A 24,140-nucleotide genomic window follows, 5' to 3' on the forward strand; every position below is an offset into this window, starting at 1 on the left:
CTCGCGCGCAAAGGCGACCCTCCGCCCGGCAACATCGTCATGTGGCGCGGGCTCACACGTCTAACTGACATCGTCCTCGGGATGCAACTCGGGGCGAAAGTTGTGGGTAATTGAAAGCTAGACCGTACGCTTACGACCGATCAATGAACTCCGGTAGACATAGTCCTCTCTCGTTTCAAGCCACATGACTGACAGCAAACCCAGATCGCTCTCGCCCGATGCCTCCCCTCGAAATGGGTCGCAAATTCTGGCCGCTCAGCCCTTCAGCGTGTTGATCGGCGCCGAACTCCATGCGTTCTCGCCAGGCCATGCCGAAATCCAACTCCCACTCGCCGAGCAACTCACGCAGCAGAACGGTTTCGCTCATGGCGGCATCGTCAGCTACCTGGCCGATAACGCTTTGACATTTGTCGGTGGCACGGCGCTGCGCGCGGCGGTTGTGACCTCCGAATACAAGATCAACTACGTCAGGCCAGCGATGGGCCAACGCCTGATCGTGCGTGCGAAGTCCGTTCACAGCGGGAACTCACAAGCTGTCTGCACCTGTGAGATCTTTGCGCTCAATGAAGATGTCGAGAAGCTCTGCGCTCTGGCACAAGGCACTATTGCAAAGCTGCCGGATCCTCCGAAGAAACAGCCTGCTTGAAGGCTCCGATCACCTTTGGCGTTCTACTCCTCGACTCGCTGCGGGATCCGTCGTCAAGAGCCCTGGCGATGCCGCTGAGCATGGGGTTCAGTTGGAACTCGAAGTCATCGAGATGCTGCCCAAGAGTGAGCGTCCAATCATCCCATCTTGACCGGCCGCACACGGTTCACTTGGACTGCAGCTGTGCTCCGACGTGAGCAACGCACTCCACAAGGTTGAGGGCGGCCAGCAGCAAGAACTGTTCCGCGTCAGTTCGCACGCGCAGCAGGTCGTGCTGGCCAAGGTGGCCATACACAAATGCCAGCAGGTAGCGCTCGGGGTGCTCAACGCAGAACTTTGTGATCATCTGCGCGACGAGGTCTGGCGGCACGCCTTCGGTGAACCTCATCGTCGCCATCAGCCGCTGCAAGCAGATTTCCTGGACGTCTTCAGAGATCGTTGGCAAGGCGTGCCCACAGTGCTTCATGGCCTGGAACGCGACCAGCAGAACGTGGATCGGCACCTCAAGCTGCAGCATGTCGACACCGTAGCGAGACAACACGAGGATGGAGGCCAGCAGGTTGGGCTGCTGGACGTAGATTTCGTCAGCCAGCTCAACCTTCTGTTGCGCGCTCATGCCGTCGATGTCGATGTTCGCCCGGACCATCACGGCCTGCGTGAGCAAGGTCATGGTGCCGCGTCGGACGCTGGCTGCCATCGGTGCGGCAGCAAGTCCTCGATCTGGCTGCTGCGCTGCGTCGGCAGGCGCTGCAGCACGTCGCGCAGGTACGCCCACGGGTCATGACCGTTGAGCCGCGCCGACTGCACCAGGCTCATCACGATGGCCGCGCGTTGGCCGGCCAGTTCGCTGCCGGCGAACAACCATGCCCGGCGTTCATGAACATAAGAGCATGAGCGGCGTAATGCGAAGTGCGCTTTTATGCGAAGTCGCGCATGACGAAATCGGCGAAAGGGCAGATCCCGGCGGTCTGAGGCGCATCCGGATGGCTCTGGACTTCGCATAAAAGTAAGCGTCTCCTGCGGTGTCAACCCCACCTCAGGAGACGATCATGGACGCTTTTGATACCCTTCATCCGACGGCCGCGTCATGGCTTCGCTCGAGCGCACTTGCGCCGTCAGTACCTGCCTATTGGCGCTACTTGACCGAGCGGCGCTATGCGCCCAGCACGGCGCGGTCATACCTCTGCTGCCTCGCGCACTTCGCGCGATGGATTCGTCGATGTCGTCATCCGCTGGATGACATCGATCACGCGATCGCGAGGTTCATCGATGAGCATTTGCCACGCTGTACTTGCCCGTCCCTGGCGCATCGCTGTCGCCACCAAGTTCGAGCTGCACTGCAACACCTGAGAGTAGTTCTTGGGAACTCCGGGATCGTGACAGACAGACGTCGGGCCGATCCGATTGAAGAGGCACTGCACCGCTATGACGAGCATATGCAACAGGCCAGGGGCTTGGCTCGAAGTACTCGCCTTCGGCGACTGAAGATCGTGGACGCATTAATTCGCAAGGTTGCGGCGGTCACGCCGAGTGCGGAGCAACTGCGGCGATTCATTGCTCAGGAACTCGACCGCGTGTCGCCGGCCAGTGGGGGCGTGATCGCCACGGCATTGCGCGGCTACTTGCACTTCAGAGCCTTCGAAGGCGACCGTGTCGAGCATTTGTTACCGGTGATTGGGTCGCCGGCGCGGTGGCGCTTGGCGCCGCTGCCGCAGACGCTGTCGCGCAGCGATGTCGAGCGATTGCTCGATGCCTTCCCGCTTGGGCTGCCTTCTCGCCTTCGCTCATACGCGATCGTGCGGTGCTTCGTAGATCTCGGATTGCGAACCCACGAAGTCAGCCGCCTTACGTTGGACGATATCGACTGGACGGCCGGCACCGTGCGCATCGCCAAGTGCAAGACCCGGCGCGCGGACCTGATGCCCTTGCCGCCGGCGACCGGTCGTGCCATCGCCGAGTATCTGCGCATGGAGCGACCTCCAACGGCCAACCGGCAGGTGTTTGTCCGGCACGTGGCGCCGATCGACGAGCCCGTTGGCCCGGACGTCGTGCGCAACACCGTGCGCAATGCCTATCGACGCAGTGGCTTGCCCTATACCCGTGTGCATATCCTTCGCCACACCCTGGCTGGTCGACTGCTCGAAACCGGGGGCACACTCAAGGAAGTAGCCGATGTGCTGCGCCACCGCCACCTTGATACCACACTCATCTATGCCAAGGTCGACATGAATCGCCTTGGCGGTGTCGCGATGCCGTGGCCGGGGAGCACGGCATGAAAGCCGGGATGACGCTGCAGGCGGCCGTGCAGCGCTACCTCAAGGAACGTCGGCAGCTCGGCTTCGCGTTGAAGGCTCCGGCCACCGAGCTGATGCGGTTCGCCCGCTTCGCCGACGACCGCGGCCACAAGGGGCCGTTGACGCGAGAACTGCAGATTGAATGGGCTCGGCAGCATGTTCACCGCACCAGCACGGTGACCGCGGCGCGCAGGATCGAAATCCTGCGGCCGTTTGCGGCCTACTACCGGCAATTCGAGGTGGGCACCGAAGTACTGCTGACGAACGTGCTAGGCCGGGGTCATCGCAGACTGACGCCGCACATTTACACCGACGAAGAGATCCTCCAACTGCTGCGGTACGCCGATGGCTTGGCACCCTTGGGTGGCTTGCGTCCGCTGATGTACCGCACGCTGTTCGGGCTTCTGGCCGCCGTCGGTCTCAGGATCTCCGAAGCGTTGAAGCTTCGGGTCGGTGACATCGATCTGGAGGTCGCGACGGTCACGGTACGGGAAACCAAGTTCCACAAGTCCCGCTGTCTTCCGATCCATGCCAGCGTGGTGCAGGCGCTGAGGGAGTATCGGCACGCGCGCGACCGGTACGCCCACTCCGACGCGGATGCGCCATTCTTCATCTCTCGCATCGGAGGATTCTTGCCCCGCAGCACGGCCGAGCAGGTGTTCAAACGCCTACGACCGCGACTGGGATGGTGCACGCGAGGCGACCACGTCAACCCGCGCCTGCACGACCTTCGGCACACCATGGCGGTTCGACGCGTTCAGCTCTGGCATGAGACAGGCGTGTCCATTGACCAGGCGATGTTCTGGCTGTGCACGTACCTTGGCCATGCGAAGATCACCGACACCTACTGGTACCTCACCGGCGTACCCGAATTGATGGACATGGTCGGCGCCAAGTTCGAGCGCTTCTCGCTCACAGGGGACGACGATGAGTAAGTCGACATCGCCGACCTTCGCGACCCTGGTGCAGGAGTTCTTCACCGATTACATGGTCCAGCAGCGAGCCCTGAGCCCGTGTACAGTGGCTTCGTACCGAGACACGTTCGTGCTGATGCTGCGTTACGCGCAACGCCAGGGCAAGGAGCCCAACAGCATGGAGCTGACCGACGTCACTGCGAAGTTCCTGGTCGGCTTCCTCGATCACCTTGAGCAAGAACGACACAGCTCGGTGCGCAGCCGCAACATCCGGCTGGCTGCGGTGCGCTCCTTCCTGAAGTTCGCCGCGCGACGCGATCCGGTGCACCTGGGCCTCATCGAGCAGGCCCTGGCCGTGCCGATGAAGCGCTTCGATCGCAAGATGGTGGGCTTCGTCCCCAGGGAGCAGATGCTCGCCTTGATCGATGCGCCGAGCGACACCTGGATCGGCCAGCGAGATCGCCTGATGTTCGCGCTGATGTTCAACACTGGGGCTCGAGTCTCGGAGATCCTAGGCGTTCGGGTGGCAGACGTTGTACTCGGCCCGACGTCAAGCATCCGGCTGCACGGCAAAGGGCGCAAGCAGCGCTCGTTGCCGCTGTGGAAGACCGCTGCCAAAGCGGTGCGGGATTGGCTCCACCTGAACCCACAGCTTCAGGCCGACTCGCCGCTGCTGGCGCGCCGCGACGGCAAGCCCATGACGCGGGCCAACGTCGCTCAGCGCCTGAAACTCGCCGTGCAAATCGCCTCCGGCAAGTACCCCGACCTGATCAACATGTCTGTGTCGCCGCACCTAATTCGGCACGCCACCGCAATGTGCTTGCTCCAGTCGGGCGCCGACCCGTGCGAGATTGCCTTGTGGCTCGGACACGAGAGTCCAGCGACAACACACATGTACGTCGAGGCGGACCTGGCGATGAAGGAGCGGGCATTGGCGCGCCTGACGACACCGCGGGTGAAACCCACGACGTACCGTCCGCCCAAGGCCCTGCTGGCGTTCCTGCAGGCACTGTGATTATGCAAAGCCATCATGGGCGCAAGCTCTTCCCTGTCCCTCGGCCTGATTGCAGTATCGACATCCCGACTTCGCATAAAAGCGCACTTCGCATTACAGCGCCCCATTGCCCAAGGCTTGATCTGCCGCTCCAGGTGGTTGTTGTCGATCGCAACTGCACCGTCCTCCAGGTAGTGCGTCAGCGCGGTCCAGTGGCCGAGCGTGTAGTCGATGGCGCCCGCCGCGGTGCCGCCGCCCGCGACCAGCCGTCGTTCGAGTTCGAGCCATTGTTTGAGCTTGGCCCACAGCGGCTTGGCGAGTTGCTGCCGCTGCGACTTGCGCTCGCCGTCGCTCATGCCCTTGAGTTCGGCCTTGACCGCATAGATCCGCGCATAGCGACGGATCGCCTCGTCGCCGATCGGGCTCGTGCCGGCGCGCGCCAGTTCCTCGAACTTGCGGCGTGCATGCGCGACGCAAGCCGCGCCGATGCGGTCAGCATGGATGCGCGGGTCGAGCACGCTGTCGTAGCCTCCGTAGCGGTCGGTCAGCAGCGTTCCGGACCAGCGCGCTCGGCCCCGTCGCACGTCGCCCGCGAGGAAGGCCTTCGGGTACTGCGCGCCACGGCCCAGGCAGAACTCATAGACCACGCCGGGCATGGCGTCGTGCCAGCTCCTCGCGTAGGCCCAGACGTAGGCCTTGCGCGTCTTGCCGGCACCGGGATCGAGCAGCGCCACCGGCGTCTCGTCGGCATGCAGGACCCGGCACGCGAGGACGAAGGCCTTGTGCATCTCGTAGAGCGGCTCCAGCGCCGCGCCAGCCTGGCCGGCCCAAGCCGCCAGCGTGGAACGTGGCGTGTGGACACCGCTGCGGGCGTTGATCGCCTCTTGCCGGTAGTACGGCAGGTGGTCGACGCAACGGCTGATGAGCGTGTGCGCGATGAGGCCGCTAGCGGCCATGCCACCCTCGATCAGTTCCGGGATGGACGGCGCCTGCTTGAGGATCTGGCAGCAGCGGCAGGCCCACTTGCCGTAGATGTAGCGATGCACGAAGAACTCGGCCGGCACGATGTCCAGCCGCTCGCTCATGTCCTCGCCGATGCGCGTCATCGGGCGACCGCAGCCGAACTCGGGACAGTCGGTGCTCTCGGGCTCATGACGGTGTTCGACGCGACGCAGGTGCTCGGGCAGTTGCTGACGGCGTGGTCGCCGCGGCGCGGCCTTCGGCTTGACGTCGACAGTGGTCGCGGCGGCTTCGCTTCGCAGCTGTTCCAGCTGCGCACGCAGGCTCGCCTCGTCCTCGGCGATCGTCTCCTCGAACAGGCGTCGCTGGTCGGCGTTCATCGCCTCGGAGCTGGCGCCGAACTTCCAGCGCTTCAGGCGAGCCAACTCGAAGGTGATCTTCTCGATCTTGGCATCGCGCCAGGCGATGTCGCGGTCCTTGCGCTGCAGGAGATCCCTGGCTTGGCCCAGCTCGATGTCGCGATCAACAAGAGCCTGGTCACGCAAGGCGAGTTGCTGTTCAGCATGCTGCCAACGGGCGACCCAGGCCGCCGCTTCGGGCGGGAGTGCCTGCAGGTTGAGCGGGGGAAGATCGTGCGTGCCGAGCATCACGGCATGGTGCCAGGACCCCGCATGCAGCGCATCGGAGCAAGCACGAATTGCATCGACGCTGGCGCTGTCGAGTGCCAGCGTCGATGTTGCTGTCAGGCCCGCGTGATGGTGCTCAATTCTGGCAGTCGTTCCCACGGCAGGCCGAGGACCAGCGCATCGAACTGCGCGTTGGTGAGCGACAAGGATATGGGCGATGTCGTGGTGGCCGCCACCCACGCGAAGCGGCCCGCGTTGAGCCGGCGTGCCGCGCACCAGACGCCGAAGCCGTCGTGCACGAGGAGCTTGATGCGGGTGCCGCGGGCGTTGGCGAACAGGTAGCCGTGGTGAGCGTGCGCTGCACCGAAGACTTGCACGACGTGCGCCAACAGGCGGTCGGCGCCGGCGCGCATGTCGATGGGGTCGGCGGCCAGCCACATCGCGTCGATGCGGATCATCGAAGCAGCTCGCGCATCCAGGCCGCGCAGTCGCTGGCGGCACCTGCCGGCCAGGTCACCGTGACCGTCGTGGGCCCACGCCGCAGCTCGATGCGAATGTCTGGGGCCTGAGCAGGTGGCGCCGGTGTCGGCAAGCTGACCGGCACGAAGACGGTCTTGGGCTCTTGCGCCTTGGCTGCATCCACGACGTCTGCGCGCACGACCTCGCTTCTTGGCTTCATCTCGGCCTCGTGCACCCATCGCCGCAGAAGGTTGGCGTTGATGCCGTGAGCCATTGCCACTGCGGCCATCGACATGCCAGGCTGCGCGCAGGCCGCCACCGCACCGGCCTTGAACTCGTCACTGTGCATGCGACGCCGCCGGCCACTGCCGGCTTGTTGATCGGGGATAGTGTTCACGTGTCCACCAAGAGTTGAAGTGGACTCGAGGCTCCTATGCTCCGAACCGGCTTTCAAGATGGTCGGACTGGACGCTCACGCCCAAGATTCTGGAATCAATGACCGTCAAGCAATCCGTGACGACGCAGTAGCTCTGCAGTTGTACTTTCCTCGAGGGAATACACGCCCCGCTTCTCCCTCCATACGAGCGACTTCTCCTGAAGCGCAACGAGCGCCTGCTGTACGTTCGAGACCTCCGGCGTCACGGTCTCGTCGGGCGCAATCGCCTTGAGTACCGCGCGGTAACTCTGCATGGTGCTGGCTTCGAACGGTGCGTAATTCTCCCCCTCCGAGGCGAGAACGCGCAGCACCGCCGACTGCAGCGGCGTCAGCGCGTGAATGACCCTCAGAGTCTGAACGTCGGCTTCCTCGATCTGCTCGTCGACTGCCTTCGCGAAGGCAGGACCGACATTCGCCGGATGGAGGCCGAAATCGAAGCGCAAGGTATCAGCGGCGGCCCCTATGATCTCGGGCCGGAAGCTCGCGCGCTCGAAGAGTTTCATCACTTCCGTTGGATCCAGTGAGCCCGGTAGAGCCACGCCGTGGCAGAACCACTCGACGTAGTCCAACCCCAGCACCGGGAAGCTGACTAGCGGTGCCCCGAAGAACGCCTGGTCTTTACTGTTGCGCAGCATCGCGAGCTTGTCGCGATTCGAGCCGGTGGCCACGATCCGCAGGCCATGATGTGCGCTGCTGTTGAGTTCGTCACGCGCGGCCTTGAGTGCGAACAGCGCGTCGTATCCGGCTTCAGTGGTGATCGCGTGCTGAGCTTCGTCAATAAGCAAGACGATCGGTTTTTTCGTCTCGTCCGACAGTGCCGCCAGCGCCCCGCTCAGAGAGACTTCCTTACCCAGACCCACACGATCGAGCGAGAAGGCAACGCCGCCCACCGTGACTTTTTCGAGGCCCGCAGACTTCGCCAGGCGGGCCACAATGCCGTCGTGCTTGGAGAGCTCCGCACGCACTGCGGCGACGATCACCGTGCCTGGGTCGGCCTGTTTGTTGGCCCACAGGTCAACGTACATCACGATCGCGCCGGCATTTTGTAGTGCCGGCCGCAGATCTTCACGCACAAAAGTCGACTTGCCCGTCCGCCTTGGGGCAGCCAGAAACAGCCCAGAAGCCGATGCGGATCCCACGGCAGAGGCCATGATGGCTTTGACCATCTGCTCGGCAAGCTGAGTACGATGAAAAACGGGGTTTGGCATGAAGGGACCTCCAGCCACATGAGGCCGCACCAAGATAGCCCCGAAAGGGGCGAATACATCGAATTACAGTTGATTATAGAGAATTATAGGAACTTGAAAACCGCCCCAGCGCTGCCGCCCCCCGACGATGCTCAATATGCCGTGTCCCGGCTGCCGGCCAACCTGCCAGCTCCAACAACGCTCCTCTGAAACGCAACGGGTACGCCCCCGCGATCAGCGCGCAAAGAGGGACAGTGGAAAGGACATGGCCGAATCGGCTCGATCCTCGGCCGCTGCGACAACGGCACGCAGGCTTTCACCACCCGCCTTCATGGCGCAATCGGCCACAAGAAACAAGTTCGAGCCATCACGCCCGTCAGTGCATTCAATGACGGCCTCCAGTTGGGCCAGTCGATCCGGGCGCGCATCTGCCCAACCTTCAAACAGCAACGACTCGCACCGTCTGAACGGCCTTCATGAAATCCCACGCCTGTATCACCAGCACCACCGCAAATGCGGCGATAACGTAGGACACATGCTTGGCTGCCAGCGATGCTCGTGGACAGTCTGGATGAGCAGATCAGGCGAGTCCGGCAGCTGCAGGCTGACATCGGCCTCATCGAGCGACGGCTCTCGCAGCAGATGCGAGAAATACCGGCATGCAAGGCCGTCGCCGAAATCCCCGGCATTGGTCTTCTTACGGCGACGGCCGTGGTCGCCAGCATGGGCACGCCGTCGGCATTCAAGGATGCTCGGGAGTTTGCCGCATGGGTCGGCTTGGTTCCGCGCCAAACTGGCACGGGTGGACGGGTCAGGCAGCTCGGCATCAGCAAACGTGGCGATGCCTACCTGCGAACGCTGCTGATGCACGGTGCTCGAGCCGTCGTAATCAGATCAAAGGACAGCTCGACATGGCCATGGGTGACAGCACTGTTGCAGCGGCGGCCCTATAGCGTGGCTGTTGCCGCGGTAGCGAACAAGCTGGCGCGAACGATCTGGGCTGTACTGGCACGCGGACAAGCCTGGCGCCCTGAAGCGTGGCAGCCCGCGCACTGACAAGGATTGATAGACGACCGCTTTGAAGGAGAGCAAGCGACCACACGCGTGAAGGGACAGACAGGTTGGACCGGGACGGGGACACTCCGATAGGGATTAAGAGCGAAGAGCTCGATCTGCAGATGGGAACCTCGTCAGCGAAAACCATCAGGGCCAGCAGGCATATCCGCCTGCACAACAGGCCGGATATAAGACTGCAGCCCTGCCTCCTGATTCTTCACACACACGAGTTCTTGCAATCCGGGAGGCGCCCATATAAGACCATCCCTAGTTTCGATGCAGAATCAGAATGATCTCTCTTCATCGTTTGTCGGCTTCGTGGAGACCTTGATGCGGCCAGCAGCACCGCTGCATGAGCTCAATGCCTCTCGCATTGCCGTGCTCGACCCCGACTTGTGCACCAGGAAACGCATGCGCCGAGCGATCCGGCGGCTGGGCTATGTGCCAGTGGCTTTCACCTGCGTCAAGGACTTGCTGCAGGAATGCCTCGCACCAGAGCCGCGCTTCGAAGCGTTGGTGCTGGCCTGCCTGGACAATCTCGACTGGGGGGAGTTTCTCATCGCCCAATTGCGAGAGTTTCTGGGAATCGACATTCCCATGATTGTGAGCACTTCCAGGAGCCATGCCCGAGAACTGTCGATCCTGCATGGAGGCGTGGCCGATGCCGTCATCGTGACTCCCGGATCGCTCAGCGGAACGTACCAGTTGATGGCGTCATGCCTTCAAGACCAACAGATGCCTGTGGCCGCGCCGCTTGTCGAATGGGGTGCCTACCGTTTCGACCTGCGCTTGAACACGGCGGAAGTGGCCGGCGACGAAGTCAAGCTGAAGCCCATCGAGTTTGACCTGGCCGTGGAGTTCTTTCGAAACATGGGCCGTCCTCTGACTCGCGATTGGTTGCGCTCGGTGGTCTGGGAACAGGGCCGCCAGTCGAACTCGAGATCGCTGGACATGAACCTGTCGGGCCTGCGGCAGAAGCTTCGGCTGCGCGCTGACCTGCATGGCCTGGAACTGCAGTCGATCCGGACACGGGGCTATCAGTTGAGTGTGGCGTCGCAAGCTCTCTAGAAGTCGGTCTGCGAGGCGCAGCCGCTGCGCCAAAGGTGTGGTCGCGTTGGCTGCGACGTCCGCACATGCAGAGGTATCAGGTCACGTCTTCGCTATTGTCATTCGCCGAAGTGACGCGGTCGTCTTCCTCTTCCATCAACAACACGCCCTGCTCGGGGCGATGCGTGTCTACGGACCGAATAAAAGCGACGATGTTCTGTGCGCAGGTCTTGACGCGGCCACACAATGCGCCTGACTGCACCGCGAACTGGAAAGCGGTCTGGGTGACGATCAACTGATCGCGAAATAGTGCCAGATCCGTGCGAGCATCATCAGGGCCCCATCTCAACGGAGCAATGTCCAGGCGAACCTCGCCGAGTTCTCTGTCAATGCACAACCGTTGCAGACGCATGATCTCGACGCAGAGTTCTTCGTCCACTTGGACCTGTGCGAACGACGGGGCGAATCGATGTTTCGGCTCGGTCTTGATGATGACTGTTGTCGAAGAGGCAACTTCCGCTTTTCGGGCTCGCTCAAAAAGAACCTTGGCGGCCAGCCAGGAGCGCTTGTCAAACTGGCCGTCCGGCAAGAAGGACTTGGGCATCTTCTCCTCCTCAATACCGCAGTTGAACTGCATGGCATCGGCCGGATTCCTAACCCACCGAGGCATACCGGGCATTGATTCCTTGCCCAGGAACAGCGAATCGCCCAGGCGCCCAGTGACGCAGTAAATATCAAAGATCCTGCCGCTTCGCGTCCAGTGAAATCCTCGATTCAACTGAAGCGCGATGATGGATTCGGCATAGTCGACTGCCTCGACACAGGTGGCGAAATCGGCGATCCGCTCGGCGACGCCAGATCTGTTTCGCAAGAGCACCAAATACATCGGGACGGTGCGCACGCCTGCCGAATTGGGAATTTCCAGCCATTCGCCATTGTCTGCGCCGGAAGAAGCAAAGGAAGTCAGAGGAAAGGCCTCGATCTCGATACCAATGTACTGGGCGGCGTCGATGTCTGCGAAGCACAGCGCGGGCAGCGCAACGGCTGGCGCCTTTGGCCTGCATGGCAGGTACCGATCATCGTCCTCGTCCTCGTGCGACGTCGGGCGATGGCGGGCGAGCGCCGAAATCGACACCGCTTCCTCCATGGCCTCATCCCTGGAACGTACGGGGGCGCTTGTGGACGGCATTGGCCGGGGAACAGCCACGAGGTAGTTGATCACGATGATTTAGGTTTCAAACTGTTTCCACTGAAGTAAGATTAGTTCCGTACCGAAGTACGGAGTCAAGCCAAATGAATCACCACGTTGACAGCCTAAGCATTGGTGCATTTGCCGAGGTCTCGGGTGTCGGGGTGGAGACGGTCAGGTTCTATCAGCGCAAGGGCCTGCTGCCGGAGCCGCAACGCCTCCAGGGTCGTATCCGGCGCTACGGAGAAAACGACCTTGGGCGCATGCGTTTCATCAGGTACGCCCAGCGCCTTGGCTTCAGCCTCGACGAAATCGCGGGCCTGCTCAGGCTGGACGACAAGACGGATTGCGCCCAAGCGCGTGAGTTGGCCGAACGCAAGCTTGTGGACGTGCGCGCCGAGTTGGCTGAATTGCGCCAGCTTGAGTCGATCCTGGAGCACTTGGTGCAAGCCTGCCACTCGAGTGCCAACGAAAAGTCCTGTGCATTGATCGCCGAATTGCACGCGTGCCAATGTGTGCAGCGCTGTTGAGCAACTGACGAGGCACGCATCCTTGCTTACCAAGGCCATGTGCTGATGGAGCACAGATCGGGCTTGGTGGTGGGCGCGGTGGTCACGCACGCCGATGACTACGGCGAGCGTGCTGCGGCGCTGGATACGCTACCGGGCAAGCACCCAAGAACAATTGCCGCGGACAAGGCCTACGACACACGCGACTTCGTGCAGGCGTGCCGCGAGCGGCGCGTCACGCCGCATGTGGCCAGCTATGCGACGCGCTGGGGCGGCAGCGCAATCGATGCGAGGACGACCCGACATCCCGGTTACGCAGTGAGCCAGACGAAGCGAAAGCGCATCGAAGATGCATTTCGGCTGGGGCAAGACGGTGGGGCGCATCCGGCAGACGGTCTACCGCGGGCTCCAGCGCGTGGACCAGCAGTTCAAGTTGACGATGACTGCGAGCAACATCGTGCGGATGGCTCGAATCTTCCGTTCGATGCCGCAGACGGTGGCGCAATGAAGCACCGCACCAGCGCGAAAAGCGCAACGGCATCGTGTGCCGTGCGCAATGACGCGATCACGAAACCGCCAAACAGCTCCGGGGACCTCGCGACGAGCACCTTAATCGGCATCGAGGGCCGAAATTCAACAGCACTGCTAATGCTTGCTTGTTTGTATTCGCAAAATGCCTTCGTCTTGCCGCTCATCTTGACGGCAACGCCGGTCAATCGGTCGGATCAGCGCGTGAATCAGCGTGTGGTGTAGCCGCCGTTGGCAAAAATCGTCTGCCAGGTGATCCACCAGCCTTCGGTGACAAGGAAGCGCACGATGGGCGATGTCCTCGATGTCGGTCAGGCCCTTCTTCGAGAACTTGCTGAGCGCGGCGGCGCTGCTGTGGTACTCGACGGCCTCCTTGCTCTCCTGCCCGTAGAAGAACGGCGTGTCCATGGGGCCGGGGCCGATGGCGTTGACCGAGATGCCGCGCTCGCCGAACTCCTTCGACGCGGCGCGCGTGTAGTGCTCCACCGCCGCCTTCGAGCCCGGATAGATCGCATAAAACGGCGTGTAGGCCGCCAGCAGCGAGCTCACCAGCGTGACGATGCTGCCGCCATCGGCCATCGTGCGGCCAGCCTGTTGGATGAAGAAGAAAGCGGCCTTGGCGTTGGCGTCGAAGCTCTTGTCGTAGTCGGCCTCGGTGACGTCGAGGATCGGCTTCTTGATGACCACGCCGGCGGTGTTGATGGCGATGTCGACTTGCCCGAAATGCTTCACGGCCTGGTCGAACAGCTTCACGCTGTTGTCGACCACCGAGAGATCACCCTGCACCAGCAGCGTGTCGGCGCCCTTGGCCTTGAGCGCGGCGGCTGTTTTCTCGGCGTCGGCGCGCAAGGCGTCGCTGTTGTAGTGAATGGCGACGCCGCGGGCGCCGCCGTCGACCATCTGGTGGCCAATGAGGGCACAGAGGTTCTTGCCACCGCCGGCGATGACGACGACCTTGTTCTTGAGAGTGCGTGCGGACATGAATGAACTCCTTGGTAGAGCGACGTGATGCGTGACGGAAACTCTTGACCTATCGATAGGCAGCAGCACCACCTTCCAGGAAGCGGTCAGGTGACGCGAGTAGATTTTGAGTTCCACGGCCAGATCTCCTGAACTCCATACGACAGGGGTCGTAGAGAAAACTCCCTTTCGCCCTCAGCAAATCGTTGCTGCCTGGTATCGAGAGCGGGTTCGCCGAGTCGAGGCAGAGCCGATAGAAACGTCGAGACCACCAGTGCGGCGGCGCGGTCCAGTTCGAGGACGTGCGAAACGCTGAGCTTTCGCGATGGTGAAGAACTCCCTGCCTCCTGTACACGACGAATCGAAATCAGGATCTCGGCCGCGAGTTCCCTGTCACTGCGCGGTCTACCATTGGGCATGACCCAGTCATTCACGCTTTCGCCTGGCAGCCACCGAAAGGTGGCAACAACGGGGAGGTACTTGTAGTTCTCATTCCTCGTCAGGATGGGAATCTCCATCGTGCAGATGAGTCCACTGGCACTGTATGTGTTCTGCCCACTGGTCATTCCCGGTTCTTTCATGTGTGAAAGCCTTCCACGCGAGTATCTGGACGCACTTGGACTTGCGCTCGTGCATTTTTCTTGCACACATGCTCGATTCGTGAATTACTTCTCGAAGTGCAAATCAACGGTTGCGGGGATTACGACGTTACGAAACATGAAGGTCATAGGTACATGGCGCAAGGCAACATTCAAAGTAGCGCGATTCGGTTAATTACTCCTTGATGAAGAGGACGTGAATCATGCGCATTCTCATCGTGAGCATGCTCAATCAGGTATGGGCTACGCCAAATAGTGGGTAGGCGAGTGTGCGAAAGAGATGCAGACTTCCCCGTTGCTCGCAGCGTGTTTCAGTGAAGGTAAGAAAAATGGAGTTCATGTCCTTGCTCATAACAGGCGTTGCTTTCACCGCAGTATCTGTAGAGTGGTTCCTTTGGAGCCTACCCCCTACGCTCCGTACAGGGCTCAATGATCAGATGACGGCGCAAATCGCGGCGTCTGCGACGCTGGTCTTGAATGCAGCCCGACAGTCAGGCGGGCGCGATAGATGGCAAGGGCCCGCCGTTCGATGCCCGGAAGCGAGCCAGTGTGAGGAGGGTTAACGGCGTACGTTGAGTACGCCGCAGTTCGATCTTCGCGGCGCAATAGCGCCTCGGCAGATTCGTACCGATCGACGTTGCCTGCGCTTGCACTAATCAGTCGCGATCCTCGTAATAACGCCTGTACTGCTCGCGCTCCCATTGCCGGCGACGCCATTCACGGCGCTCTGCGCGGCGCTCTTCCCAACGCTCCGCGCGACGTTCTTCCCAGCGGGATCCAGGCTCGTAGTAGACGGGTGCCGGGACGGAGTATGCCGGCTGCGCGGGTTGGTAGTAGGTCGGGGCCGGGCGCGAGTAAACAGGCGCGGGCTCGTAGTAGACCGGTGCGGGCTCGCTCACGACCAGGCCGGGGACGCCGACGCCAATGGACCAGCTCGTGCCCGCATTGGCCGATGCGGCGATGAACAAGGCACCGGCAGCGACGAAGCCTGCGGCAACCAGCTTGAGAGCAGCTCGGGGAAAAGTCATTTCATCTCCTGAAGGGCGAGAAATAGCCCTGATGCGTGTCCAACGGCCGGCCATGTGCCACCGCGTACATCGTTACTGTGAAGAACGTTCCCAAACGTCACGCCACGAACTTTCAGGGCGAAGTGTCACTGGCGCGCGTCAGGTGCGCCGGTCAATGCCCGCACCCCGATACGCATCTCAGATTCGCCGATGGTGAACAGCGGCGAGTGGTTCGTCGGGCCGGCGCGGTCCGGATAAGGCGAGGCGTTGAGGATCCAGAAGACCACCGGCACGCCCGTGGTGCCGAACGCGCCGAAATCCTCCGACCCCATCGACGGCAGGATTTCCGCGACCTTGTCCTTGCCCGCCGCGGCCTCCAGCCCCATCGACGAGGGTCAGGGTGGGTGATCGTCCTTTCCGTAAATTGGTACGCTTTGCTCATCGCACCAGCTCGCTTGATCGAGCCAGCGAGCGTGTCGAGGCGCGGTGAAATGCCGCCTCTCTCCAGTCGGACCACTTGGAGTGGCGGTTGCATGGCTGTATCCTTCCGGCTACAATACCTCCATGTTCACGGTCATCGAAACCGATGAGTTCTCCGAGTGGCTTGCGGGTCTGAAGGATGGCATGACGCGCATCCGACTGGCCCGTCGGCTCGACAAAGCACGCCGAGGGAACCTCGGCGACGTAGAGCCCGTCGATGAAGGTGTTTCCGAGATGCGTGAGTTCTTTGGCCCCGGCTGGCGCATGTATTTCATTGAGCAGGATGGGGCCATCATCGTCATGCTGGGTGGTGGCGGCAAGTCGACCCAGCAGCGCGACATTGAACGAGCCAAAAAGATGGCTCTGGAGTTGCGAAATGAGCAAGATCAAGACCCGTCCATTTGACATCGCCAACTACCTCGCCAGCGAGGCAGACATGGTGGAGTACCTGCGCCAGGTGGTGGATGACAACGACCCGGCCGAGCTTGCTGGAGCGCTGGGCGCCATTGCGCGCGCGCGAGGCATGGCCCAACTCGCCAAGGACACGGGTCTCTCCCGCGAGAGCTTGTATAAGAGCCTCTCGGGAGAAAGGGCACCCAGCAGCGATACCCTGTTCAAGGTCATCAACGCGCTGGGCTTCAAGCTGACGGTGGAGCCGGCACATACCTGATAGCTGGCCGGTACACTTTGCACCGGCCGGTCAGCCTCCTCCTCCCTCCTCCCTTTGACCGGTCTTCGGCGCCACGCACTTTGTGCGTGGCGTTTCTTTTCAGTCAGGACTGATCCCAGGGTCAGAGATCTGCGGAATTCAACAAGCATTGGAGAAAATGCCCTCAAGATCCTTGCCTGTGGATGTTCGAGCAGCCAGCGAAACGTGCCTCCGGCCGAATCGACAATATCCGGCAACCGTGCAATGCGATCAGACAGAGGCACACAACTTCAACCGCCAGCCTCACCAACCCACCGTCGCAGCCACGAGGCGAGCGCTGCAGAGGAACGAGCAAAAATGTCTCGTTAATTTGGTTGCTTCCTTGGCTTGCTTTTTTCCTGTTGTTTCACTTTAGACGCGATCAAAACCAAAAGAAAGTGCGCTGAATTTCTACAAAATAAAAGGTACTCTTTTCGAGATGCGAGTGGAGTGAACCTCTGCGGCTGACCATCGGGTTCGTCCGAATTAAGCCACCTGCCGAGCGAGTTTGGATTCGAATTCGTCGGGTGGACGATAGCCGAGCGCGGAGTGCAGGCGCTTGGCGTTGGGGCCAGCGTCGTATCGATGTTTCGGAAACTGCTACTTCAACTGAGCTCTCAAGAGTGCATCACGCAGATGCATGGTGAAAATCCTCCAACGCATGATTCATCACGAATTGGTGTCACTCGGCGGAAGTCAGCGCGTAAATCGCCTGCAGCACGGGCTTGTCGACTCCGGACCGTTGTGGATGTTCGCCTGCGATCAACTCCACGCCCGTCGCCCCACCGAAATCCAACAGGGCGTACTCATGGCGTCTGCTGCCTGCACTTTGAAAAAATGCGATTGCAACACAACACCGACCGCCAATCAGATCGGCGAACTCGCGAGCACCGAGCTCAGTGGAACGAAGGCCGAGCTGCAATCGATGGCCGTCGAGTTCCCGGGCGGGCCGGTGACCGTGACGTCTTTCGCCGCCGACTCGGTGATGGCCGATGCAAAGCTCACCGCGCCCGGCCCGAAGCTGAAATGCGTGGCCGCGGGCTGGGGGCCGCCGCTATGCCCGGCCTCGAAGGTCGGCTGGGTGCCGTCGAACACCACGTTGTCCAGCGAGATGGTCAGCGGGTTCTTCTGTCCATTGAGCTCGTACCCGACGAAGGTGAGCAGGCCGCCGCCGTACTTGTTGCTGCCCAGGTTGTGCAAGTCGCTGATCGAGATGTTGGCGAAAGACGGATAGAGACTGCCGGTCGAGCCGCTGTAAAACGGATCGAACACCAGCGGCCGGCGCACGTTGCGCATGCAGACCTGGCTGTAGCTCACGTTGTCGACCGAACCGCCGCGCGACGAGTCCGACTTGATGCGCAAGCCGCCTCCGTTGACGCTGTCGAAGCCGTCGATGGACAGGTCGTTGACCGCAAGCTGGCTCAGGCCCGCATCGGTTTCGCTGCCGATCGACATGCCGTGACCATAGTAGAAGTGGTTGTGCACAAAGGTCAGCTGCCTCGAAGCCGGACCGCTGTGCGACTTCACTGCCACGTGGTCGTCTCCGACGCTGATGTAGGAGTGGGCCAGCAGCACCTGGCTCGACTGGCCCGGATCGAAGCCATCGGTGTTCTTCACCGTGTCGGGCGTGAAGCAGGTGGCCGGCGTTACCGCGTCCGGCGTCGTTCCCGCAGGGCAGGCATAGCCGGCTCTTGTGTAGACCAGGCTCGGCGACAGGATCTTGATGCCCCATGCGGTCACGCCCTTCACGCCGCTGGTCACGATGTGGAAGTTCGGCGAGTTCTGCACCGTGATGCGGTAGAGCGTGAAGGCGCTGCCTTTCTTCACCTGGATCATTCGCGGGTTCTGCTGGTTCAGGCCGGAGGTCTTGTTCTGGTAGGCCACGTCCCACCAGGTGCGCAGGCCCGCGTTCGGGCCGCTGGTGAGCAGGCTGCCGCCGCGGCCATCGATCGTGCCGTCACCCACGATGCCGCTGTTGGTCGCGCTGTTCACGCTGATGAGCGGATCGCAGGCATTGGCGTCCGACGAGGTCGCAGTGCCGCAGGTGCCGGGGCCGTTGTCGTAGTCCGCCGGGTTGCGTGAACCGAAGAGCGTCACGCCGCTGTCGATCCACAGCGTCACGCCGGCCTTCAGTTGCAGCGGGCCGCTGAGAAAACCCGCTTCGCCGGAGCTGCCTTGCACCAGCTTCACGGCCTGGCCCGTGGGGCAGGCGTCTATGGCGCCCTGGATGCGCTGGGCATCGGGCTGCGAGGTCGAGGCATTGCCGTCGGCAGCGTCGAGCGAATCATTCACCGGACTCAGCCGGGCTGCGAGTGTGGCGCACACTGCGGCCGAGCTTGGCAATGCAGGCTCGCTGACGGTGCCCCATTGGGTGCCGACACTCGCGGCAGCCGATGAGGACGATGAGGACGACGATGCACTGTTCGATGCCGATGCGGCAGACGCCGACATTGTCGCGGAACCCGCATCCGCCGACGCAGAGGAGCCAGAGGAAGCCAAGGCGGAGGAAGCCAGGGCCGCCGGCGATGAGCCGCTACCACCACCTCCTCCTCCGCAAGCGGCGACACATGAAACCAGCGCAATGCCGGTCAGCCAGCGTGCGTTGGCGATGAAGTTGGGGCCTTGCGCAAATGGTTGAATGGAAACTGTTGGGTCGCTCATGGAGGGGAGTTGAACTTGGCGGAGGCCGCCAATTCTTTGCATTCGAGGCATCTATGACTAGAAGCAGAAATGAGGTGCTGTCTTTCATGGATGATCGAATGCGGCGCGGCCTCGCGCTTCCCCATTCATCTTCAGCGCACGCCTACTTCTCGTCGCGCAGCCAGTACCACTTGTAGAGCATGTGCCGGAACGGCGCGAACGCGCGCGACTCAACCATGCCCAGCACATTGGGGAAGGGAAACTGCGAGAGATAGATGGGCAGCTCAAAAACCTCCCTGCCCGAGTCCTTGCCAGCCACGCGTTCGGCCGCCGGCAGCAACCGCTGCTTATCGGACTCTCGCTGCTACGGTTTAACGATCATCATGGACTGTGACGACCTTCGCGCTGCTGAAGATCGGCATCGGCAAGGGGTGGGCTGCTGCCGGTCTACGACACGATCACCATGGTGGTGTGGAGGCGCTGCGTCTCGCGTACGCACCGATTGCCTCGGTGGGGCGCCTCTTCGCACACTGATCATGAAGCGATGAAGACGGTTGTGTGATCGTCTTGCCAAACTTTTGCGATGATTTTAATTGATTGATTTGAACAACCAGTTGATGCAACTTCATAATCAAAAGGTAGTGCAAACGCCATCTTGCAGAAGTTGGAATCAACAATTCCAGTCATTGCGAGGCATCTCGTTTGGCGGCAAACGATCTTAATGGGTTACTCGGGTATTTCCATGAATTTGGATTCAAATTCATGGAAATCGGTGACCGGCAAGGACCGAAGCACGTCCGACACACGATAGGACAGCACACCTCCCTCCGATGAAAGACCCCTGTGCTCGATCTCAATGATGTCGCGATGTTCGTGGAGGTTGTGTGCTGTGGCAGTTTCGCCAAGGCGGCCCGACGCCTACGCGTGCCACCAGCGACCGTCAGCCGGCGCATCCAACAACTCGAAACACGCCTCGGTGTCCGGCTGATGCAGCGCTCCACCCGAAACTTGACATTGACGGACGCGGGCCAGGATTTTCATGAGCAGTGTGGCCCGGCAGTCCAGGAGCTGATGAGGGCCGGTCGGCGGCAGAGGATGGACAACCGAGAACTGAAGGGCTTGGTGCGGGTGGCAGCGCCAGTTAATTTTTTCAAGCTCTTCCAGATGGAATGGGCCAATGCATTCCTCGACGAGCATCCACTGGTGAGGCTCGAGTTCGTGCTCAGCGACCTCCTGGCCGACCTGATCGCCGAGCGCATCGACATCGCTTTCCGCGGTGGTCCTTTGTCGGACTCAAGCTACGTTGTACGGAAGATCTTCACCAGCTATGGAGAGTTGCTTGCCAGCCCGGCCTATCTCGCGGCGCACGGGGCCCCCACGACCCTGCAGGAACTGACGAAGCACGAGTGCGTGATTTCGCCGCCGGACTCCGGCAACTGCTCCACCTGGCGCCTGCAGGGCCCCGATGACACAGAGGTTGATGTCAAAGTGAGCGGGCGTTTCATCAGCGATTCCCTGGATGCGCAGCGACTGGCTGCCTGCGCCGGACTCGGAATCGCTGCACTGCCCTCGGTCTTGACCGTTGCCGACGTGGAGTCGGGCAAGCTCGTCCCTGTTCTGCCGCAGTACAAGCGGGCCGGTTGCGGTCTGAATGTTCTTTACACGAGTCGCCAACAGCTTCCGCAGGCGGTGTCGGCGTTCGCCGACATGGCGGTGGAGAAGCTCAGCTTGCTGGAGTGGGGCCCTAGCACCGGGATCCGGACAGGTCAGCCAGGTCAGCCAGGTCAGCCAGGTCAGCCAGGTCAGATTCTCCGACCATCTGCTGAGACTCAAGACGCGCTTATGCGAGTCAGAGCCGAGCTGTCCTTCGTCTCTGCGTAAGAGCAAGACGAGTTTGAAAAGAGCGAAGACGCGCGGGCAGCCGCGTTGAATAAGTCGGCGAGGCCTTGCCCAACATCGCTCATGCGCGAAGGTTTGTTTCTATGATGACAGCCCATGGTGGCGACGCGATCGCGATCGTCGATGACGATTCGCACGTGAGAGAACTGCTCGGCAGTTATCTTTCGCAGGAAGGCTTTGAAGTATTCGAGGCCGATGACGGTGCATCACTTTCCGCGATTCTGCATCGCCGCGCCATTGCCCTCATCGTGCTTGGCCTGCAGTTGCCAGACGAGAACAGCCTCTCGATCTGTCTGCAACTGCGTGCCGCGGGCGTACGAACACCGATCATCATCCTGAGTGCAAAGGTTCAAGATGCTGACCGAATCGCGGGCTTGACGATGGGGGCCGACGACTATGTCTGCAAACCATTCAATCCACGGGAACTGCGTGCCCGCATCCAGGCCATCCTGCGCAGAAGTCCTCCAAGGGAGGAGCCGGGTGGGCCTTCGATCGGAGACGAATCAGTCCGATTCGGGCCGTTCGAATTCAGCATGAGCACGCGCACGCTTCGGAAAGACGGCCGGCTTCTGAGCATCACGACTGCTCAGTTCGCGATATTCAAAGTACTGGCCCGCCATGCAGGACAGCCGCTGTCACGGGAAAAACTCGCTCAGGTGGCACGTGGCCGCGATCACGGCGCCTTCGAACGAGGTCTGGATGTGCAGGTCTCACGCATTCGAAAGCTCCTGGAGGACGGACCGTTTTCGTACATCCAGACAGTTTGGGGTGTGGGCTATATGTTCGAGCCCAGCGGCAGGGGCGATGCAGTTCGCCACCGCCAATGAACGACTCAGGTCAGCCCCTGCTTACGCTACCGGCACTGCCTGTCGCAGCGCTATACCCATGACCCATGCAGCGAGCGCCTAGACAACAGCGGCCGATCCTGGGTACTTTGTGGGAGGCCGATTGACTGGTGTCAGTCGGCTTCCCAGTCGCCCCGGTAGCGATCAACGTCGATGCCGGCATCCATGAGTGGCTTGCGATTGCGCTCCCGCGTGACTTTCGGGCTCGCCAGGATGAAACCCCGGATCACCTCCTCACGCATCACCATACGGCTACCTGCCGCGAGCTCTTCCACCACCCGTACGACTTTGCGCCGAGCAATGCCGCGAAAGAGAGCCGGCACACTCTTGAGCAACTGCTTGAGCAGCACCTCGGCATCGTCGTCCCATGCAAGTACTTTGGGCAGCTCCGGCGCAGCGTCGTATTCGTCTTCGGTCAACGTGCGCCATACGGTCAACAGATGGCCGTCAGCGTCGCGCACGGTCGCGGTGAGCGTCATTTCGGCCGTTCTGGTCACGTCTTCGGCCAGTGTGCAGCCGCCTCGCGACAGCAGCGCATCGAGTGCGGCCTCCACGTTGGCCGTCAACAGTCGAAGACTGGCATGCTGTTCGATGTGCTCGGACTCCACGAGCAGCAGCCCGATGGTTCCGCCTGCGTCCAGCTCGCACCATCCCGTGCCTTGGTCTCGTTCCTCGAAACCCAGTACATCGCGATAGAGGGCCTTCGAGCGAGCAAGGCTGTGCACGGGTAGCCGGATGTGGCTCACGCCAAAGACGACAGGCGGTTGTTGATTCATCATGCGTTGTCGTGCTCGATGGAGCGTTCGGTCAGCGGAGTGAGCACAGGGACGAGGCGGCTTGAAGCAAGGGCGCCCGCGTGGCGCAACGCCGCGGCAGGCATCTGGCCGGCTGCAAAAAGCGCAATCACATAAGGCAGCGAGGCGATACGCGCGATGTAGCACGGACCGGAACTGGTCCAGATCATCACCTCGCACGCACCGCCGACTTGCAGCATCCCCAGATGCGTATTGAGCCAATTGAGCAGGAAAGCAGCTGTTGCGCAGGCCACGTCGGGCAGTTCGCTGCCCGATGCGCACAAGGCCAAGCCTTCGTCGGTGGCAATGGCGGCGGCTTGCAGGTCGTGACACATCTCATGCAGGCGACGCAGCTCGGCCTGCAAATGCGCGTCCAGCGACGTGCTTTCGTGAAGATCAGAAACGAAGGAGCTCATGCGTATTCATGGCCCGATCGCCTACAGGCAAGACGGCGTATGAGCCTCACCAACGACGGGCACTTTTCCATCGGCGTTCCCTGCAGCGCGAAACCGTAGGTCGCCCTCAGTGCGCCGTCGCCGACGTGCAGTTGCACCGCATCCTGCCGCGGCGCGGAGAGCGGATCATCGGCCAGCGATGCGTCCCCTCCCGCCTGCGCAATGACGAAACCATCGTGATCGAGCAACGCAGCCAGCGTGGCACCGTCGTCGATCAGCGATTCCAGGTCAAGCTGGAGAGAAGCCCAGTGTCGTTCTTCAGGTGCAGGTGGCACCAAGCTGACGGCGATCCAGCCCACGCGGTGAAGGCCGAACAGCGCCCGAGCTGTGTGTGCCTGCTCATGCGGCAACAGCTGTGCGAGTTCTTCGCCACTCCACGCACGATGGGGCTCCCGCAGCAGCAAGGCGCGCAGCAACCGGCCCCGTAGGTCGGCTGCGGGGCCAACCGTGCTTATGAGCGCTCCTTGGGGCGTGAGGTCGATGAAGCGTTGCACGCCGGCTGTCATGGAGGGGCTTCACCGTCGAAGATCTTGGCCAGCGAATTCGCGGTGGTTCTGGCGTCCAGGATCAGGCGACCCAGCGGGCACTGAGGCTTGGCCGAAACGGACAGCACGCCGTGCAAGCCAGCATGCGTGACCAGCATCGGCCCGTCCCGGCCCTCGATGATCAGTTGCAGGAGCTCTCCGCGGGCGGCTTCACGTGCTGCCCGCGAGGCCAAAGCGATGAGCGCGGCACACATCGCGCCGAAGCGGTCGGGATCCATGTCCGGACCGAGTGCGGATGCCACCCCCCTGCCATCGCTCGTCACGAAGGCGCAGCCTTCGATGGCCCCATGCGTGCTTTTCAAGGTACGCAGGACCGACCGCGCCCGGCTGGCCTGCGTTGGCGCTACGGCGATGTGGGTGGCCACGGTTTCGCTCGCGACGCT

General features: G+C 61.7%; 27 protein-coding genes and 5 pseudogenes. 14 read left to right on the forward strand and 18 right to left on the reverse strand.

The window, feature by feature from the left end; genetic code table 11:
* The first annotated feature begins 184 nt into the window (after positions 1 to 184).
* Positions 185 to 646: a PaaI family thioesterase gene (locus ACSFCA_RS33915; RefSeq protein ID WP_435462581.1), complete on the forward strand. Its 462-nt coding sequence runs from the start codon at positions 185 to 187 to the stop codon at positions 644 to 646.
* 166 nt (positions 647 to 812) lie between these two features.
* On the opposite strand, the gene ACSFCA_RS33920 is transcribed toward ACSFCA_RS33915, so the two are convergent.
* Positions 813 to 1,316, reverse strand: coding sequence for a hypothetical protein (locus ACSFCA_RS33920; RefSeq protein ID WP_435462582.1), 504 nt, complete (start codon positions 1,314 to 1,316; stop codon positions 813 to 815).
* Positions 1,313 to 1,519 (reverse strand): annotated as a pseudogene (locus ACSFCA_RS33925) (transposase domain-containing protein); the annotation flags it as partial. The gene ACSFCA_RS33920 and the pseudogene ACSFCA_RS33925, both read right to left, overlap by 4 nt.
* A gap of 176 nt (positions 1,520 to 1,695) precedes the next feature.
* Here ACSFCA_RS33925 and ACSFCA_RS33930 point away from each other — a divergent pair.
* Genes ACSFCA_RS33930 through ACSFCA_RS33940 form a run of 3 tightly spaced genes read left to right on the forward strand, consistent with a single transcriptional unit; the run spans position 1,696 to position 4,869 of the window.
* The gene (locus ACSFCA_RS33930) at positions 1,696 to 2,922 is read left to right on the forward strand and encodes a tyrosine-type recombinase/integrase (RefSeq protein ID WP_435462583.1); all 1,227 of its coding nucleotides are present in this window, start codon (positions 1,696 to 1,698) and stop codon (positions 2,920 to 2,922) included.
* Positions 2,919 to 3,875, forward strand: a complete 957-nt coding sequence (locus tag ACSFCA_RS33935) for a tyrosine-type recombinase/integrase (RefSeq protein WP_435462584.1) — start codon at positions 2,919 to 2,921, stop codon at positions 3,873 to 3,875. Before ACSFCA_RS33930 ends, ACSFCA_RS33935 begins: the two co-directional genes overlap by 4 nt.
* Positions 3,868 to 4,869 carry a tyrosine-type recombinase/integrase gene (locus ACSFCA_RS33940; RefSeq protein WP_435462585.1) on the forward strand — a complete coding sequence of 334 codons (1,002 nt, stop codon included), beginning with the start codon at positions 3,868 to 3,870 and terminating at the stop codon, positions 4,867 to 4,869. The genes ACSFCA_RS33935 and ACSFCA_RS33940 overlap by 8 nt, the downstream gene beginning before the upstream one ends.
* Positions 4,870 to 4,961: 92 nt before the next feature.
* On the opposite strand, the pseudogene tnpC reads toward ACSFCA_RS33940, so the two are convergent.
* From tnpC to ACSFCA_RS33960, 4 genes and pseudogenes are all read right to left on the reverse strand, one after another.
* Positions 4,962 to 6,455, reverse strand: a pseudogene (gene tnpC / locus ACSFCA_RS33945) (IS66 family transposase); the annotation flags it as partial.
* A gap of 95 nt (positions 6,456 to 6,550) precedes the next feature.
* Positions 6,551 to 6,892, reverse strand: a complete 342-nt coding sequence (tnpB, locus tag ACSFCA_RS33950) for an IS66 family insertion sequence element accessory protein TnpB (protein WP_435462586.1) — start codon at positions 6,890 to 6,892, stop codon at positions 6,551 to 6,553.
* Positions 6,889 to 7,290, reverse strand: coding sequence for an IS66-like element accessory protein TnpA (gene tnpA, locus ACSFCA_RS33955; RefSeq protein ID WP_435462587.1), 402 nt, complete (start codon positions 7,288 to 7,290; stop codon positions 6,889 to 6,891). Before tnpA ends, tnpB begins: the two co-directional genes overlap by 4 nt.
* Positions 7,291 to 7,385: 95 nt before the next feature.
* A complete protein-coding gene (locus ACSFCA_RS33960; RefSeq protein ID WP_435462588.1) occupies positions 7,386 to 8,537 on the reverse strand; it encodes an ATP-binding protein in 1,152 nt (383 codons plus the stop codon).
* 522 nt (positions 8,538 to 9,059) lie between these two features.
* Between ACSFCA_RS33960 and ACSFCA_RS33965 the strand changes: the two are divergent.
* Positions 9,060 to 9,572: pseudogene (locus ACSFCA_RS33965) on the forward strand (IS110 family RNA-guided transposase); the annotation flags it as partial.
* A 276-nt stretch (positions 9,573 to 9,848) separates the two neighbouring features.
* Complete coding sequence (locus tag ACSFCA_RS33970) at positions 9,849 to 10,640, forward strand: winged helix-turn-helix domain-containing protein (protein ID WP_435462590.1); 792 nt, start codon at positions 9,849 to 9,851, stop codon at positions 10,638 to 10,640.
* 76 nt (positions 10,641 to 10,716) lie between these two features.
* Here the strand turns inward: ACSFCA_RS33970 and ACSFCA_RS33975 are convergent, their stop codons facing one another.
* The gene (locus ACSFCA_RS33975; RefSeq protein WP_435477473.1) at positions 10,717 to 11,841 is read right to left on the reverse strand and encodes a hypothetical protein; all 1,125 of its coding nucleotides are present in this window, start codon (positions 11,839 to 11,841) and stop codon (positions 10,717 to 10,719) included.
* A gap of 71 nt (positions 11,842 to 11,912) precedes the next feature.
* Between ACSFCA_RS33975 and ACSFCA_RS33980 the strand changes: the two genes are divergently transcribed.
* The 3 genes and pseudogenes from ACSFCA_RS33980 (at position 11,913) to ACSFCA_RS33990 (ending at position 13,070) form a co-directional block, all read left to right on the forward strand.
* The gene (locus ACSFCA_RS33980) at positions 11,913 to 12,338 is read left to right on the forward strand and encodes a MerR family transcriptional regulator (protein ID WP_435462592.1); all 426 of its coding nucleotides are present in this window, start codon (positions 11,913 to 11,915) and stop codon (positions 12,336 to 12,338) included.
* Between the two features lie 18 nt (positions 12,339 to 12,356).
* Positions 12,357 to 12,825 (forward strand): annotated as a pseudogene (locus ACSFCA_RS33985) (transposase); the annotation flags it as partial.
* Positions 12,822 to 13,070: a hypothetical protein gene (locus ACSFCA_RS33990; RefSeq protein ID WP_435462593.1), complete on the forward strand. Its 249-nt coding sequence runs from the start codon at positions 12,822 to 12,824 to the stop codon at positions 13,068 to 13,070. The pseudogene ACSFCA_RS33985 and the gene ACSFCA_RS33990, both read left to right, overlap by 4 nt.
* Here ACSFCA_RS33990 and ACSFCA_RS33995 read toward each other — a convergent pair.
* From ACSFCA_RS33995 to ACSFCA_RS34010, 4 genes and pseudogenes are all read right to left on the reverse strand, one after another.
* Positions 13,055 to 13,826: pseudogene (locus ACSFCA_RS33995) on the reverse strand (SDR family oxidoreductase). The gene ACSFCA_RS33990 and the pseudogene ACSFCA_RS33995 sit on opposite strands and share 16 nt — an antisense overlap.
* An 86-nt stretch (positions 13,827 to 13,912) precedes the next feature.
* Positions 13,913 to 14,386, reverse strand: a complete 474-nt coding sequence (locus ACSFCA_RS34000; protein ID WP_435474809.1) for a hypothetical protein — start codon at positions 14,384 to 14,386, stop codon at positions 13,913 to 13,915.
* Positions 14,387 to 15,060: 674 nt separating this feature from the next.
* Positions 15,061 to 15,432: a hypothetical protein gene (locus ACSFCA_RS34005; RefSeq protein ID WP_435462595.1), complete on the reverse strand. Its 372-nt coding sequence runs from the start codon at positions 15,430 to 15,432 to the stop codon at positions 15,061 to 15,063.
* A gap of 125 nt (positions 15,433 to 15,557) precedes the next feature.
* A complete protein-coding gene (locus ACSFCA_RS34010; RefSeq protein WP_435462596.1) occupies positions 15,558 to 15,797 on the reverse strand; it encodes a hypothetical protein in 240 nt (79 codons plus the stop codon).
* Positions 15,798 to 15,975: 178 nt separating this feature from the next.
* Here ACSFCA_RS34010 and ACSFCA_RS34015 point away from each other — a divergent pair, with 178 nt between their 5' ends.
* Together ACSFCA_RS34015 and ACSFCA_RS34020 are read left to right on the forward strand one after the other, a co-directional pair.
* Positions 15,976 to 16,296 carry a type II toxin-antitoxin system RelE/ParE family toxin gene (locus ACSFCA_RS34015; protein ID WP_435462597.1) on the forward strand — a complete coding sequence of 107 codons (321 nt, stop codon included), beginning with the start codon at positions 15,976 to 15,978 and terminating at the stop codon, positions 16,294 to 16,296.
* Complete coding sequence (locus ACSFCA_RS34020) at positions 16,268 to 16,561, forward strand: addiction module antidote protein (RefSeq protein WP_435462598.1); 294 nt, start codon at positions 16,268 to 16,270, stop codon at positions 16,559 to 16,561. Before ACSFCA_RS34015 ends, ACSFCA_RS34020 begins: the two co-directional genes overlap by 29 nt.
* A gap of 885 nt (positions 16,562 to 17,446) precedes the next feature.
* On the opposite strand, the gene ACSFCA_RS34025 is transcribed toward ACSFCA_RS34020, so the two are convergent.
* The gene (locus ACSFCA_RS34025) at positions 17,447 to 18,871 is read right to left on the reverse strand and encodes a glycoside hydrolase family 28 protein (RefSeq protein ID WP_435462599.1); all 1,425 of its coding nucleotides are present in this window, start codon (positions 18,869 to 18,871) and stop codon (positions 17,447 to 17,449) included.
* A gap of 79 nt (positions 18,872 to 18,950) precedes the next feature.
* Here ACSFCA_RS34025 and ACSFCA_RS34030 point away from each other — a divergent pair, with 79 nt between their 5' ends.
* Positions 18,951 to 19,217, forward strand: coding sequence for a hypothetical protein (locus tag ACSFCA_RS34030; RefSeq protein WP_435462600.1), 267 nt, complete (start codon positions 18,951 to 18,953; stop codon positions 19,215 to 19,217).
* A 165-nt stretch (positions 19,218 to 19,382) separates the two neighbouring features.
* On the opposite strand, the gene ACSFCA_RS34035 is transcribed toward ACSFCA_RS34030, so the two are convergent.
* Together ACSFCA_RS34035 and ACSFCA_RS34040 are read right to left on the reverse strand one after the other, a co-directional pair.
* The gene (locus tag ACSFCA_RS34035; protein ID WP_435462601.1) at positions 19,383 to 19,538 is read right to left on the reverse strand and encodes a hypothetical protein; all 156 of its coding nucleotides are present in this window, start codon (positions 19,536 to 19,538) and stop codon (positions 19,383 to 19,385) included.
* A gap of 215 nt (positions 19,539 to 19,753) precedes the next feature.
* On the reverse strand, positions 19,754 to 19,906 hold the full coding sequence (locus ACSFCA_RS34040; protein WP_435477474.1) for a hypothetical protein: 153 nt from the start codon (positions 19,904 to 19,906) through the stop codon (positions 19,754 to 19,756).
* A 156-nt stretch (positions 19,907 to 20,062) separates the two neighbouring features.
* Here ACSFCA_RS34040 and ACSFCA_RS34045 point away from each other — a divergent pair, with 156 nt between their 5' ends.
* Positions 20,063 to 21,100 carry a LysR family transcriptional regulator gene (locus tag ACSFCA_RS34045; RefSeq protein WP_435462602.1) on the forward strand — a complete coding sequence of 346 codons (1,038 nt, stop codon included), beginning with the start codon at positions 20,063 to 20,065 and terminating at the stop codon, positions 21,098 to 21,100.
* Between the two features lie 101 nt (positions 21,101 to 21,201).
* On the forward strand, positions 21,202 to 21,945 hold the full coding sequence (locus ACSFCA_RS34050) for a response regulator (RefSeq protein WP_435462603.1): 744 nt from the start codon (positions 21,202 to 21,204) through the stop codon (positions 21,943 to 21,945).
* Between the two features lie 131 nt (positions 21,946 to 22,076).
* On the opposite strand, the gene ACSFCA_RS34055 is transcribed toward ACSFCA_RS34050, so the two are convergent.
* Genes ACSFCA_RS34055 through ACSFCA_RS34070 form a run of 4 tightly spaced genes read right to left on the reverse strand, consistent with a single transcriptional unit; the run spans position 22,077 to position 24,122 of the window.
* Positions 22,077 to 22,742, reverse strand: coding sequence for a DUF2621 family protein (locus ACSFCA_RS34055; protein WP_435462604.1), 666 nt, complete (start codon positions 22,740 to 22,742; stop codon positions 22,077 to 22,079).
* Positions 22,739 to 23,173 (reverse strand): roadblock/LC7 domain-containing protein, encoded by a 435-nt coding sequence (locus ACSFCA_RS34060; RefSeq protein ID WP_435462605.1) that lies wholly within the window; start codon positions 23,171 to 23,173, stop codon positions 22,739 to 22,741. Before ACSFCA_RS34060 ends, ACSFCA_RS34055 begins: the two co-directional genes overlap by 4 nt.
* Positions 23,170 to 23,718 carry a hypothetical protein gene (locus ACSFCA_RS34065; RefSeq protein WP_435462606.1) on the reverse strand — a complete coding sequence of 183 codons (549 nt, stop codon included), beginning with the start codon at positions 23,716 to 23,718 and terminating at the stop codon, positions 23,170 to 23,172. Before ACSFCA_RS34065 ends, ACSFCA_RS34060 begins: the two co-directional genes overlap by 4 nt.
* Positions 23,715 to 24,122, reverse strand: coding sequence for a roadblock/LC7 domain-containing protein (locus ACSFCA_RS34070; RefSeq protein ID WP_435462607.1), 408 nt, complete (start codon positions 24,120 to 24,122; stop codon positions 23,715 to 23,717). The genes ACSFCA_RS34065 and ACSFCA_RS34070 overlap by 4 nt, the downstream gene beginning before the upstream one ends.
* Positions 24,123 to 24,140: the final 18 nt, after the last annotated feature.

This window comes from Variovorax multivorans (assembly GCF_051216835.1).
Lineage (GTDB): Bacteria > Pseudomonadota > Gammaproteobacteria > Burkholderiales > Burkholderiaceae_C > Variovorax.